This is a genomic window from Nonomuraea sp. NPDC047529, assembly GCF_040642995.1.
Lineage (GTDB): Bacteria > Actinomycetota > Actinomycetes > Streptosporangiales > Streptosporangiaceae > Nonomuraea.
The window spans coordinates 120348-133652 of sequence record NZ_JBEYTJ010000027.1; the positions used below are offsets into that span (position 1 = coordinate 120348).

Consider the following 13305-nt stretch of genomic DNA (forward strand, 5'->3'; position numbering starts at 1 on the left):
CCCCGCAGGCATACGGGAGCGGCGCCGTCGTGTGTGCCGGGAACCGACCCGCGGCACGGAAAGGGGGCCATCGTGGCGTACGGCGTACAGGCCGAACTGCGGGACGATGGAGGCAGGGAGAGGGAGACAGGCGTGCGAAGGGACGAGATCGCGGCCGGCCTCGCCGAGGTCGAGACCCGCATCGGCGAGGCCTGCCACGCGGTGGGCCGCGACCGCGGCGAGGTCACCATGATCGCGGTCACCAAGACCAGACCGGCCGACGACGTGCGCATCCTGTGCGAGCTGGGCGTGCGCGACGTCGGCGAGAACCGTGACCAGGAGGCCGCGTCCAAGGCGCACGAGCTGGCCGGCCTGCCGCTCACCTGGCACTTCGTGGGCCAGCTGCAGACCAACAAGGTGCGGTCCGTCGTCGGGTACGCCGACGTGATCCACTCGCTCGACCGCCTCCGGCTGCTGGAGGCGATCAGCAAGGAGGCCGTGCGGCAGGGCCGCAACGTCGGCTGCCTGATCCAGGTGGCGCTCGACGACGACCCCAGCAGGGGCGGCGCCCGGCCCGCCGACGTGCTCGCGCTGGCCGACGAGGTGGCGCTGGCCGAGGGCGTGTGGCTGGGCGGCGTCATGGCGGTCGCCCCGCTGGGGGAGGAGCCCGCCCGGGCCTTCGCCGTCCTGCGCGATGTCGCCACCCGCGTCCAGGAGCAGCATCCGCGGGCCACGATGGTCTCCGCGGGCATGAGCCAGGACCTCGACGAAGCGGTCGCGTACGGTGCGACACACGTGCGGATCGGTACGGCGTTGCTCGGTCGTCGCAGGCCCTTCGTCAGGTAATGTCCCCTCAAGTGGGTCTTCAGGCCCATGATCAAGTAGAGGTCGATCCGCGGTGAGCTCCAAGGGGGTACGGCTGCCGCCTCGGCCCCGGCGACGGGTCCGAGCGAGTGCGACCATGAGCAGGAGGACGACTTAGCGATGGCCGGCGCGATGCGCAAGATGGCGGTCTACCTCGGTCTCGTGGAGGACGACCGCTACGAGAGGTACGAGACCTACACCGACGAGTACGCCTACGACGACGATGTCCAGCGGACCGGCGAGGAACGGCCCGTGGCGGTCCAGGACCGCGACGAGGAGGCCGAATCCGGGGTCCCCGCGCCCAGGCCCGCCACGACGATCCTGGAGCGCCGTACGACCGACCTGGCGCGCATCACGACCCTCCATCCCCGGACCTACAACGAGGCCCGAACCATCGGAGAGCACTTCCGCGACGGCACCCCGGTCATCATGAATCTGACCGAAATGGTTGACAGCGACGCGAAGCGGCTCGTGGATTTCGCGGCAGGTCTGGTCTTCGGGCTACATGGAAGCATTGAACGTGTTACCAACAAGGTGTTCCTGTTGTCCCCTGCCAATGTCGAGGTGACCGCCGAGGACAAGGCCCGAATCGCGGAACGCGGGTTCTTCAATCAGAGTTAGAGTCTCTGTATGTCCATCGCACCCAACCGGGTCCACGCGCGGCCGGGAGGGCACACCAGAAGTGGAGGCGCGGCCGGGCCGTGGAGATCGTGAGTGGGATCTTGGTCGTAGTCCTGTCTCTGTATTTGGTTCTGCTCATCGGCAGGATGATCTTTGAGACGGTACAGGCGTTCGCCCGGCAGTGGCGGCCTTCCGGGGTCGTGCTGGTGCTGGCGGAGGCGACATACACCGCGACCGACCCGCCTCTCAAGTTCCTCCGCCGTTTCATTCCCCCGCTCCGGTTGGGTACGGTGGCCTTTGACCTAAGCTTCACTGTCCTGTTCATCGTCGTCCTGATCTTGATCCAGATCGCTGGGTCACTGGGCGGCCGGTGAGGCGGGCTGGTGGGGTGCCGGTCGTGATCCAACTCGTGTCCGCGCTGAAGTGATTCGGGTTCACCGTCCCTCCGGACAGACTCCAAGCGCGCCAAGGAGACCAAAAAATGCCGCTGACGCCCGCTGATGTGCGGAACAAGCAGTTCAGTACCACCCGGCTGCGGCCGGGCTACGACGAGGAGGAGGTCGATGCCTTCCTCGACGAGGTGGAGGCTGAGCTCGACCGCCTGATCCAAGAGAACGAGGAGCTACGCGCCAAACTGGCCGAGTGCCTGCGTGGGAAGGTGCCGGGCGGCATGGGCATGCCCATGGCCTCCGCCCCCGTCCAGGAGCAGCCCAAGCCGGAGATGATGGCGCCGCCGCAGCCGGAGCCCATGCGGGCCCCCGAGCCGCAGCCGATGCGAGCCCCCGAGCCGCAGCCCGTGGCCATGAGCATGCCTCCCGCCGAGGACAACATGGACACCGCGGCCCGCGTGCTGGCCCTCGCCCAGCAGACCGCCGACCAGGCGATCTCCGACGCCCGCCGGGAGGCGGACGAGACGGTGACCCGCGCCCGCCGTGAGGCCGACGAGATCCTCACCAAGGCCCGCCGCCAGGCCGAGCAGGTCATCGGCGACGCCCGTGCCCGCGCCGAGACGCTTGAGCGCGACGCGCAGGAGCGCCACCGCCAGGCGATGGGCTCGCTGGTGCAGACCCGCGACGAGCTCGAGCGCAAGGTCGAGGAACTGCGCAGCTTCGAGCGCGAGTACCGCAGCCGCCTCAAGCTCTACCTGGAGAACCAGCTCGCCGAGCTCAACGTCTCCGCCGAGGGCAGCGGTGGGTTCCCGGTCATGTCCGGTCCGCAGGGGCAGGCTCCCGCCATGTCGCACGCGGTTCCCCAGGGTGGCCAGCAGCCTCTTCCCGGTGGTCCCAACCCGTTCGGCGGCGAGGCTCCGCAGGGCGCCTTCCCCGGCAGCGACGGCCCGCACAACGACCGCCGGTAAAGTAACGGGTCACTAGGACCTGTCACTCGAAAGAGCCCCCTGTGATCCTTATCAGTGCTGGTTTGGTGCTCGCGGCGGTCGTGCTGCTGATCGCGGGCTTCGTACTGGCTAAGCCGTTCCTGATCATGTGGTCCATCGTGGTCAGCGTGCTGTCCGCGCTGTTCCTGGTGATCGGGGCGCTGCTGCGGCGTCACGAGCTGTTTCCCGGTGGTGGGCGGGCCGCTGCGCCGGCCACCCCTCCGGCCCCGCTCCCGCCGCCTGGCCTGCCGTACAACCAGACCGGTCCTGCCGGGCCCCAGCCGCGGCCACAGCCCCACCCGCACCCGCAGACGCCTCAGCGGACCGCCGTTCCGGCCTCCGCGCCTCGCCGCCCCGCGGCGAGCGGCATCTCGCCGGACGCGATCGTGCTGGTGATCCCGGGCCGCAGGAGATACCACGTGCCAGGCTGCCGCCAGCTGGCCGGACGGGATCACGAGGAGCTCACCCACGAGGAGGCACGCGAGGAGGGCTTCACGCCCTGCACGACGTGCCTTCCAGACGCAGCGCTCGGCGGACGGCAGTTGCCGCCTGCCGCCGACCCCGAGCCCGTCGTCACGCCCGGCCCCGGCGCCACCCCCTCCAAAGTGGCGGACAACCGGGCCGAGGCCTCCGCGGAGACCCGGGACCTGCGCCCGCCGGTCGCACCGCCGAAGCCCGACGCGAAGGCTTCCACCCCCACCCCGGAGCCCGCCGCCTCCCGCGAGGAGGGCACCACCGGGTGGTTCGGCCGTCCGGCCGCCGCCGCGCAGGCGGGCGACCAGGCCAACCCCTCTTCTTCCTCCTCCGCTGTCGCGCCTGACGCCGATGACGAGCAGGGGGACATCCAGACTTCGTACTTCCGGCCGCCGTCGGAGCGCGAGCGGCCCGCGCGTCCCTCCTCCGAGGACGACGCCAAGGGGGCGTCGGCCGCCGCTCAGAGCGCTTCCGCCTCGTCGAAGAGCCCTTCGGCTCCGGCCAAGAGCCCTTCGGCTCCGGCCAAGGAGGTGTCTGGGCCCGCCAAGGGATCCTCGGGTTCGGCTTCGGCCGAGGGCGAAGGCGCGGTCTCGGCGTCCAAGGGCGCGGCGCCGGCATCGAAGGGTGCAGGGCCGGCGTCCAAGGGCGCGGCTGCGGCGTCCGTCGAGCGGCCCGCGTCGGCGGGCAAGCCGGGAGCCGGTGCGGCTTCCTCGGGCGGGACGGGCGCCGATGCGGCGACTTCGGGCAAGTCGGTCGAGAGCGCGCCGGGCAAGCCGTCTACCGCGGCCCGGTCGTCGCCCACCGACCAGCCCGCACGACCCGCCGATTCACCCGCACGGCCCGCCGGTTCACCCGCACGGCCCGCCGACGGGCCTGCACGGCCTGCCGATTCGCCCGTACGGCCCGCAAAGCCTGCCGAACCGGCCGCGCGGCCTGCCGATGAGGACGATTCCTCGGATCCCGACACGGCTCCGCAGCCTCGGGTGACGGCCTCCGGGCTGCCCGTTCAGGCGGAACCCTCGGGTGGGGCTGCTGGGGCGTCCGAGCGGCCTTCTGGGGCTGCGCCGGCCTCTTCTGGTGGCCCTGCGGCCCCGAAGGCGGAGGGCGCCAAGCCGCCCACCGCCCCTGCGAAGGGCGGCTCGGCCGACGCCGGCAAGAAGGGCGAGGCGCCGGAGGGCGGCTCCGGAGACGGGCCCGCGCGAGCGGGTGAGCGTTCCGCGACGGTCAAGGTCATCGTCGGCACGCGCCGCTACCACGGCACCGCCTGCCCGCTGATCAGAGGCGCGGGGGACACGGGCGTGGAGACCATGACGGTCGCCGAGGCCGAGGCCGCCGGTCTCACCAGCTGCTCGGTGTGCCGGACCGATCGCGAAACGACCGACTAAAGAACTCCGCCGCTCCCGGCCCCGGCCCCGGCCCCGCTCCCGGCCCGGAAGGCTCTCCAGGAGACCGGGGTCGGGGGTGACTGGCGAAGGGGCCGTCCGCGAGGTCAGGGGCCCCAGAGGCCAGGGGAGCCGGCGGCTAGGAGCCCCGGAGGTCAGGGGTCCAGGGGGCAGGGGCTCTGGTGAGGGGCTCCTGGTCAGGGCGCCCGGAGGTCAGGGGGAGTAGGTGGGGGAGCCAGGGGTGGAGGGTGTGGTCGGTTCGGAGGGCTGTGGCCAGCCAGTGACGTTGGGTGTCGTTCATTAGGGGCAGGACGGTGGCGAAGTCGATCTCGTCCTTCGGGCGGCGATCCTTGGACTTGTAGAGCAGTTGCACTTCCGGGACGACGTACCGGAAGCCGTCCCGCCCGATGGTCAGGTCTGTCAAGGGACGGTGGATGCGCGGGTCGCGCCGGTAGATCCATTCGTCTTCCGCGGACTCGTCGAGCATGAGCTGGAAACGCCAGGGGCCGCCGGGGTGTTCGCGTACCCAGATGTCGTGGGCGGAGCCGGGGAGCGGTTCGTCCACGGGCCAGGGGCTGAGGGTGCCGGGGGTGATCGCGGCGTGGACGTCCCAGCCGGTCAGGAGGCGCCGGGCGGCGAGCTGGTCGCGGCGCAGGAGGGCGATGTCGACGTCCGCGTGCTCGCGGTAGGCGCGTCCGGCGGTCAGTTCCAGCGCGTGGCCGCCGGCCACCCACCAGGGCGCGGCCAGTCCGCGCATCAGCGCGACGACCTCGTCCAGGGGCAGGGCCTCCCACGGGCCCCACGGGGTCTCGATCCTCGTCATACGACCGATTGTCGCCGTTTCAGGGGGAGGCCCGGAGGGCCCCCGCGTCGGAGCGGGGGCCAGGGCGGCGCGGTGTCAGGCGCGGCGGAGGTGGAAGGTCAGGCCCAGGTCCTCGTCGTGGTGGGCCGGGAGGTCTTCCCCGGGCCCCTCGGTGAGGGACGTGGCCAGCACCTCGTCGGCGACCGTTCCGCCGTCGGCGCGCAGGGCGGCGGCCAGGTCGGGGGAGGAGGCGGTCCACCACAGGTCGATGCGGTCGGTGATCGACAGGCCGGAGGACTTGCGGGCCTCCTGGACCAGGCGGATCACCTCGCGCAGCAGGCCCGCGCGGCGCAGCTCGTCGGACAGCTCCAGGTCGAGGGCGACGGTCTCGCCGGTGCCGGTGCCGATGGCGCCGCTCTCCACGGCCCAGCCCGCGCGCGGCTGCTCGGTGACGATCACCTCGTCGGGGCCGAGCATGATCTCGCCGAGCTCGTCCGCCTCGATCATGACGGGGGTGCCGCCACGCAGCGTACGGGCCACGCGGGTGGCGTCGGCGGCGGTCACCGCGGCGGCCACCAGCTTGGTACGCGACCCGAACCGCTTGCCGAGCGCCCGGAAGTTCGGCTTCACCGTGTACGACACGAGATCGGAGTCGAATCCGGACATGTCCTCAAGAGCCTGGACGTTCAGCTCGTCCGCCACCAGCCCGCGCAGCTCGGCGGGCAGCGACGGCCACCCGTGCGCGCCCACCAGCGCCCGGCGCAGCGGCTGCCGCGTCTTCACACTGGAGGAGGCACGGGCCGAGCGGCCCAGCTCGACCAGGCGGCGGACCAGCGCCATCTGGTCCGACAGCGCCGGGTTGAGCAGGTCCTCGCGCACCTGCGGCCAGGAGGCCAGGTGGACGGAGGAGGGCGCGCCGGGCGCGCGCAGCACGTCCCAGAGGTAGTCGGTGACGAACGGCGTGATCGGCGCCATCAGCCGGGTGACCGTCTCCAGGCACTCGTACAGGGTGGCGAACGCGTCGCGCGAGCCCTGCCAGAAGCGGCGGCGGGAGCGGCGGACGTACCAGTTGGACAGGTCGTCGAGGAAGTCGGCCAGGCGGCGGCCGGCGCGCTGGGTGTCGTACTCGTCCAGGGACGCGGTGACCTCGGCGACCGTCCGGTGCAGCTCGGCCAGCACCCAGCGGTCCAGCAGCGGACGCTCGGCGGCCGGGGGAGCGGGCTCGGCCGGCGTCCAGGACTCGGCGTTGGCGTACAGGGTGAAGAAGGAGGAGGTGTTCCACAGGGTCAGCAGGACCTTGCGGACGATCTCCTCCAGGGTGTTGTGCCCCACCCGGCGGGCCGACCACGGTGATCCGGAGCAGGCCATGAACCAGCGCAGGGCGTCGGCGCCGTGCTGGTCCATCAGCGGGATCGGCTCCAGGATGTTGCCCAGGTGCTTGCTCATCTTGCGGCCGTCCTCGGCCAGGATGAGGCCGAGGCAGAGCACGTTCTCGTAGGAGGACTGGCCGAAGACCAGCGTGCCGACCGCCATCAGCGAGTAGAACCAGCCGCGGGTCTGGTCGGTGGCCTCGCAGATGAACTGCGCGGGGTAGACGCCCTCGGGCTTGCCGCGCGCGCCCCACTGCGCGAACGGCATCGAGCCCGAGTCGTACCAGGCGTCGATGACGTCGGGCACGCGGGTCGCCGGCGCGCCGCAGGAGGGGCAGTCGAAGGTCACGTCGTCGACGTACGGGCGGTGGGGGTCGAGCGCGGAGACGTCCTGGCCGGCCAGGGTGCCCAGCTCTTCGAGCGAGCCGACGCACGTGACGTGGCTCTCGTCCTCCGAGCACACCCACAGCGGCAGCGGCGTGCCCCAGTAGCGCGAGCGCGACAGCGACCAGTCGACGTTGTTGCGCAGCCACTCGCCGAACCGGCCCCACTTGATGGTCTCGGGGAACCAGTTGGTGCCGGCGTTCTCCGACAACATCTGGTCCTTGACCGCGGTGGTGCGGATGTACCAGGACGGCAGCGCGTAGTACAGCAGCGCGGTGTGGCAGCGCCAGCAGTGGGGGTAGGAGTGCTCGAAGTGGCTGCCGCGGAACAGCAGGCCGCGCCGGCGCAGGTCCTCGGTGAGCTCCTCGTCGGCGTCCTTGAAGAAGCGGCCGCCGACCATGGGCACGTCGTCGAGGAAGCGGCCGTCGGGGCCGATCGGGTTGACGATGGGCATGTCGTACCGCTTGATGACGGCCATGTCGTCGGCGCCGAAGGCGGGGGCCTGGTGGACCAGGCCGGTGCCGTCCTCGACGGTGACGTAGTCGCCGAGCACGACGTAGTGGGCGCCGGGGATGTCGACCAGGTCGAAGGGGCGGCTGTAGCGGGTGCGCTCCAGCTCGCGGCCGGTGCAGCGGGCCACCTCGGTGACGTCCTCGCCGAGGACGGACAGCAGCGGCTCGGCCACCACCAGTACCTCGCCGTCGGCGGTCCTGGCCGCGACGTAGGTGACGTCGGGGTGCACGGCGACGGCCGTGTTGGACACCAGCGTCCAGGGCGTGGTCGTCCAGATGAGCAGCGCGGCGCCCAGCTCGGCCAGCGGCCCGGACGTGACGGGCATGCGCACGTAGACCGACGGGCTGGAGACGTTCTCGTAGCCGCCGGGCTGGCCCAGCTCGTGGTCGGACAGGCCGGTGCCGCAGCGCGGGCAGTACGGCGTGATGCGGAAGTCGCGGAACAGCAGCCCCTTGTCGAAGACGACCTTCAGCGACCACCAGACCGACTCGATGTAGGACGGGTCCATCGTCCGGTACGCCTGTGACAGGTCGATCCAGTAGCCCATGCGCTCGGTCATCTGCTCGAACGCGTCGACGTGCCGCAGCACCGACTCGCGGCACTTGGCGTTGAACTCGGCGATGCCGTATTCCTCGATGTCCTTCTTGCCGGTCAGGCCCAGCTCACGCTCGATGCCGACCTCGACGGGCAGGCCGTGGCAGTCCCAGCCGGCCTTGCGCGGGACGCTGAAGCCGCGCATCGACTTGTAGCGCGGGAACAGGTCCTTGAACACCCGGGCCTCGACGTGGTGCACGCCGGGCAGGCCGTTGGCGGTGGGCGGGCCCTCGTAGAAGACCCAGGAGGGGTTGCCGGCGTTCTGCTCGACGGACCGCTCGAAGATCTTCCCGTCCCGCCAGCGGTCGAGGACCTCGCGCTCGAGCGCGGGCAGGTCGACCTGCGCGGGAAGAGAGCGGAAAGATGGGGAAGACATGTCGGGCAGGACCTCCACGCGTCAGCGGCCGGTTGTGGCTTGCGTGAAGGGACGAAGCCTCGCGGCTCCGCGGTACCACCCTTCTTGGCCTCGGGAGAGGCCCTCTTCATTCGCCTGCTGCCGGGTCTAGTGAGCTCTGCCGAGCCGTTCTTCCGGCGGCTCCGGGGTGATATCCCTCACAGCGGGCCCCATCAACGCCTTGCAGTCTCAAACCATAACGCAGAGTGGGGCCGAAGGCTTCCAGAGCCCCTGAAGCGCCCGTCGCGTTGGTACGCAGCGAGGAAATTTGTGGGAATGGACGTGCCTGGGCAGGAGTTGAACGGGCGAGGCGGGATAGTACGGGTGAGGTAAACCATCCGGCGGGTCGTTTGCCGTTCCGTTATGAGGATCCTAAGCTGCCCGCACCATTCACGGCCTTGATCAGCATGGAGGCAGCCATGGCGGCAGTCACGCAGACCGCTACACCGTCGATGTGGTCGGAAGAGGAGCTGGCCGAGGTACGCGGCAGGCTGCGGACCGAGATCGACGAGCTGGAGGCCGACATCCTCCGCCACGAGTCGGAGATAGCCTCGGGTGATGTCACCCAGGGCGCGGGCGACGACCAGGCGGACGCCGGCGCCAAGACGTACGAGCGCGAACGCGAGATCGCCCTTACCCTGAATGCGCGCGATCTGGTCGCGCAGAACGAACGTGCGATCGCCAGGATCGACGCGGGGACCTATGGAGTGTGCGAATCGTGCCACAAGCCGATCGGCAAGGAACGCCTTCAGGCGTTCCCGAGGGCGACGCTGTGCGTGGCCTGCAAGCAGAAGGAGGAACGCCGGTAGGCAGACCGCGCGGACGTCTCCTCGCGATCCTCACCGCGCTGGCGGTCGTCGTGTACGCGGCCGACCTGATCAGCAAGACGATCGTGTTGCGCACGCTCGAAGGCAAGGCACCCCTCGTCGTCCTCCAGGACGTCCTGCAGTTCCGGGTGATCTTCAACTCGGGCGCCGCGTTCAGCATCGGCACGGGGATGACGTTCGTGTTCACGTTCATCGCGGCGGGCGTGGTGGTGGCGATCGTGCGCACCGCGCGCAAGCTCCGCAGCCTGCCGTGGGCGATCACCCTCGGGCTGCTCCTCGGCGGGGCGCTCGGCAACCTGACCGACAGGCTGCTGCGCTACCCGTCGGGGTTCGGCCGGTCGTCGCAGCTGCAGGGGCACGTCGTCGACTTCATCGAGGTGCTGCCCGGCCACTTCCCGGTGATCGACTACTTCCCGGTGTTCAACGTCGCCGACTCGGCGATCGTCTGCGGCGGCATCCTGGCGGTGCTGCTGGCCTGGCGCAACGTGCAGATCGACGGCACCAGGGAGACCACGACCGGGAAGGAGGCCCAGGATGACTGAGCGGCGCAGCCTGCCCGTTCCCGACGGGCTGGAGGGCGAGCGGGTCGACGCGGCCATCTCGCGGCTGTTCGGCTTCTCCCGCACCCGCGCGGCCGAGCTGATCGCCGCCGGCGAGGTGCAGGTCGACGGCGGGCAGCCGGCCAAGTCCGACCGCGTGCACGCCGGCGCCTGGCTGGAGGTGACGCTGCCGCCGCCGGTCACCACGCCGATGCCGGTGGCAGAGCCGGTGCCGGGCATGACGATCGTCTACGAGGACGACGACATCATCGTGGTCAACAAGCCGATCGGGGTGGCCGCCCACCCGACCGTCGGCTGGACCGGCCCGACCGTGATCGGCGGCCTGCTCGGCGCCGGGCACACGATCGCCACCAGCGGCGCGGCCGAGCGGCAGGGCATCGTCCACCGGCTCGACGCCAACACCACGGGCGCGATGGTCGTGGCCAAGAGCGAGCACGCGTACTCGGCGCTGAAGCGGGCCTTCAAGGAGCGCACGGTCGACAAGCGCTACCACGCGCTGGTCCAGGGCCACCCCGACCCGTTCAGGGGCACCGTCGACGCGCCCATCGACCGCCATCCCTCGGGCGAGGGCAAGTTCGCCGTCGTCGCGGGCGGCAAGCCGTCGGTCACCCACTACGACACGATCGAGGCGTTCCGGGCGGCCTCGCTGCTCGACATCAAGCTGGAGACCGGCCGTACGCACCAGATCCGCGTGCACATGTCGGCCCTGCGCCACCCCTGCGTCGGCGACATGCTCTACGGCGCCGACCCCACGCTCGCGGCCCGGCTGGGCGTCACCCGGCAGTGGCTGCACGCGGTCGCGCTCGGCTTCGAGCACCCGGCCACCGGCGACTGGATGTCCTTCAGCACCGACTACCCCGAGGACCTGCAGAAGGCGCTCGACGCCGTCGCCGCCGACTCCTGAGCGGACCCGCGCTACTCCTCGCCGTCCTGTGACGGGTCGATCTGGCCCGGGGACCTGGAGGGGGCGTCGTCCTGCTTCTGCCGCTGCTCGTCCTTCTCGGTCGCGGACCTGGTGGGCGTCGGCCTCTTCGCGGGGGCGCTGGTCCGTTCGCCGCGCGGCGAGGGGTCGGCCGACCGCGCGGGATGCGAGGTGGCGGGGGGCGGCTGCGAGCCGGTGACCGTGTCCTTCGGCGTGGTCTTCGGCGTGTCCTTGGGCGCGTCGCTGACGGGTGGGGTGACGAGCGCCGGGATCGTCGGGGCGCGGCCCTGCACCGGCCGGTCCGACTGCTTCGTCCACCAGGCCGCGCCGCCGGTGACCAGGCCCACCAGCAGCGCGCCCGCCGCGACGGCCAGGATCGGCGTCCTGCGGGGGCGGCGCACGGCCATCGGGGGCACCGGGACCGGGCCGGTCTGCTCCAGCGGCCCGCCGGTCAGGATCAGCCTCAGCCGTTGCTCGGCCTCCTCCAGCGACATGCGTTGCGAGGGGTTCTTGCGCAGCAGCCCGAGGAGCACGGGGGCCAGCACGCCCGCGCGGGCCAGCGGTTCGGGCTCGGCGTGCATGACCGCGCCGAGCGTGGCCAGCGCGTTGTCCCGGTGGAAGGGGGAATGGCCCTCGACCGCCATGTACAGCGTCACGCCCAGCGACCACAGGTCCGAGGCGGGCCTGGCCTGGCCGCCGGCCGCCCGTTCGGGGGCCATGAAGGCGGGGGTGCCGATGAGGATGCCGGTCCTGGTGACGGGGGCCTCGTCCTCGGTGGTGGCGATGCCGAAGTCGGTGAGCACCGCCCGTCCGTCCTCGGTCAGCAGCACGTTGTCGGGCTTGACGTCACGGTGCAGCACGCCCGCCGCGTGCGCGGCGCGCAGCGCCTCCAGCAGTTGCATCCCGATGGCGGCGACCTTGCCCGGCGGCAGCGGGCCGTCGGTACGGATGATCTCGCCCAGGGTGCGGGAGTGCACGAGCTGCATGACGATCCACGGGTGCCCGCCTTCCTCCAGCACGTCGTAGACGGCCGCCACCCCCGGGTGCGCCACCCGGCCGGCCGCCCGCGCCTCGCGGAACGTGCGTACGGCGAACACCTCGCGTTCGGGGCCGCTCAGGTCGGGAGGCGGGAGCACCTCTTTGACGGCCACGTCACGGCCGAGCACCTCGTCGTGGGCCTGCCACACGGTTCCCATACCGCCCTGGCCGATCGTCCTGAGCAGCCGGTAGCGGCCCCCGACCATCCCCGCAGAATCGGACATGCACGCCGACTACCCGAGAAACATCCGGGCAAGCGCGGTGACGACGGCCGCCGCCGCCAGGATGACGAGGAACGGCGCCCGCAGCAGCAGGGCGACCACGGCCGCCGCCAGCCCGGCCGTGCGCGCCGGGTCGAAGGCGGGCCTGCCGTCCTCGGTGAACATCTGCACCGCGATCAGGGCCGCCAGCAGCGCCACCGGCACGAGTTCGGCGAACCTGCGCACCGCCGGATGGTCCAGCACCCGGCGCGGCGCGGCCAGCCCGGCCAGCTTGAGCGCGTAGCAGCCGAGGCCGACCGCGACGACCGCCCACCACACCGTCATCGCACCATCACCACCAGCACGGCCACCGCCGACAGCAGCACCGGCACGCCGGGCGGGAAGAACGGGCTGGCCGCCAGCGCGACCGCGGCCCCGGCCACGGCCAGCACCCGCAGCCGCCCGCTGGCGGCCAGCCGCGGCCACAGGATGGCCAGGAACGTGGCCGGGCCCACGGCGTCGAGCCCGAGGACGCGCGGGTCGCCCAGGAAGGACGTGCCGACCGCGCCGGCGAGGGTGGTGAGATTCCAGGCGACGTACAGGCTGGCGAAGGTGGTGAGGAATCCGGTGCGCGCCGACGGCTCGTCCGGCTGGGCGAGCGTGACGGCCGTGGTCTCGTCGATCACGCCGTGGGCGGCCAGCAGGCGGCGCGGGCCGCGGACGTTCAGCAGGTCGGCCAGGCGCAGGCCGTAGAGGGTGTTGCGGCCGCCGAGCAGCAGCGCGCCCGCCGACGCCGCCACCAGGTCCCCGCCCGCGCCGATGGCCCCGGCCAGCGCGAACTGGGAGGCCCCGGTGAAGGCCAGCAGGCTCAGCACGCACGCCTGGGGCACGCTGAGCCCGGCGGTGACCGCCGCCGCGCCGAACGCGAGGCCGGACAGCCCCACGGCCAGCCCCACACCCAGGCCGTCCCGCACCGCGGCGGACCGGCGAGTTGTCTGTTCCATGA

General features: G+C 71.8%; 13 protein-coding genes. 8 read left to right on the forward strand and 5 right to left on the reverse strand.

Features of this window, described 5'->3' with window-relative positions:
- Positions 1-132 precede the first annotated feature (132 nt).
- From ABZ815_RS34525 to ABZ815_RS34545, 5 genes are all read left to right on the forward strand, one after another.
- On the forward strand, positions 133-825 hold the full coding sequence (locus ABZ815_RS34525) for a YggS family pyridoxal phosphate-dependent enzyme (protein ID WP_357705390.1): 693 nt from the start codon (positions 133-135) through the stop codon (positions 823-825).
- A 138-nt stretch (positions 826-963) separates the two neighbouring features.
- Complete coding sequence (gene sepF / locus ABZ815_RS34530; RefSeq protein WP_357705391.1) at positions 964-1464, forward strand: cell division protein SepF; 501 nt, start codon at positions 964-966, stop codon at positions 1462-1464.
- An 80-nt stretch (positions 1465-1544) separates the two neighbouring features.
- On the forward strand, positions 1545-1838 hold the full coding sequence (locus ABZ815_RS34535) for a YggT family protein (RefSeq protein WP_125630468.1): 294 nt from the start codon (positions 1545-1547) through the stop codon (positions 1836-1838).
- Positions 1839-1945: 107 nt separating this feature from the next.
- On the forward strand, positions 1946-2821 hold the full coding sequence (locus tag ABZ815_RS34540) for a DivIVA domain-containing protein (protein WP_357705392.1): 876 nt from the start codon (positions 1946-1948) through the stop codon (positions 2819-2821).
- A gap of 41 nt (positions 2822-2862) precedes the next feature.
- Positions 2863-4698, forward strand: coding sequence for a hypothetical protein (locus ABZ815_RS34545; protein ID WP_357705393.1), 1836 nt, complete (start codon positions 2863-2865; stop codon positions 4696-4698).
- Between the two features lie 136 nt (positions 4699-4834).
- On the opposite strand, the gene ABZ815_RS34550 is transcribed toward ABZ815_RS34545, so the two are convergent.
- On the reverse strand, positions 4835-5518 hold the full coding sequence (locus ABZ815_RS34550) for an amino acid transporter (RefSeq protein ID WP_357705394.1): 684 nt from the start codon (positions 5516-5518) through the stop codon (positions 4835-4837).
- 75 nt (positions 5519-5593) lie between these two features.
- The gene (gene ileS, locus ABZ815_RS34555; RefSeq protein ID WP_357705395.1) at positions 5594-8734 is read right to left on the reverse strand and encodes an isoleucine--tRNA ligase; all 3141 of its coding nucleotides are present in this window, start codon (positions 8732-8734) and stop codon (positions 5594-5596) included.
- A gap of 437 nt (positions 8735-9171) precedes the next feature.
- Here ileS and ABZ815_RS34560 point away from each other — a divergent pair, with 437 nt between their 5' ends.
- The 3 genes from ABZ815_RS34560 to ABZ815_RS34570 are packed head-to-tail and all read left to right on the forward strand — an operon-like array spanning position 9172 to position 11043.
- Positions 9172-9561, forward strand: a complete 390-nt coding sequence (locus ABZ815_RS34560; protein ID WP_357705396.1) for a TraR/DksA C4-type zinc finger protein — start codon at positions 9172-9174, stop codon at positions 9559-9561.
- Between the two features lie 26 nt (positions 9562-9587).
- Positions 9588-10121, forward strand: a complete 534-nt coding sequence (gene lspA / locus ABZ815_RS34565; RefSeq protein ID WP_357705422.1) for a signal peptidase II — start codon at positions 9588-9590, stop codon at positions 10119-10121.
- Positions 10114-11043: an RluA family pseudouridine synthase gene (locus tag ABZ815_RS34570; RefSeq protein WP_357705397.1), complete on the forward strand. Its 930-nt coding sequence runs from the start codon at positions 10114-10116 to the stop codon at positions 11041-11043. Before lspA ends, ABZ815_RS34570 begins: the two co-directional genes overlap by 8 nt.
- Before the next feature lie 11 nt (positions 11044-11054).
- On the opposite strand, the gene ABZ815_RS34575 is transcribed toward ABZ815_RS34570, so the two are convergent.
- The 3 genes from ABZ815_RS34575 to ABZ815_RS34585 are packed head-to-tail and all read right to left on the reverse strand — an operon-like array spanning position 11055 to position 13303.
- Entirely contained in the window at positions 11055-12323 is a 1269-nt protein-coding gene (locus ABZ815_RS34575) for a protein kinase (protein WP_357705398.1), read from the reverse strand.
- A 9-nt stretch (positions 12324-12332) separates the two neighbouring features.
- On the reverse strand, positions 12333-12644 hold the full coding sequence (locus tag ABZ815_RS34580; RefSeq protein WP_357705399.1) for an AzlD domain-containing protein: 312 nt from the start codon (positions 12642-12644) through the stop codon (positions 12333-12335).
- Positions 12641-13303, reverse strand: a complete 663-nt coding sequence (locus ABZ815_RS34585) for an AzlC family ABC transporter permease (RefSeq protein WP_357705400.1) — start codon at positions 13301-13303, stop codon at positions 12641-12643. The genes ABZ815_RS34580 and ABZ815_RS34585 overlap by 4 nt, the downstream gene beginning before the upstream one ends.
- Positions 13304-13305 lie beyond the last annotated feature (2 nt).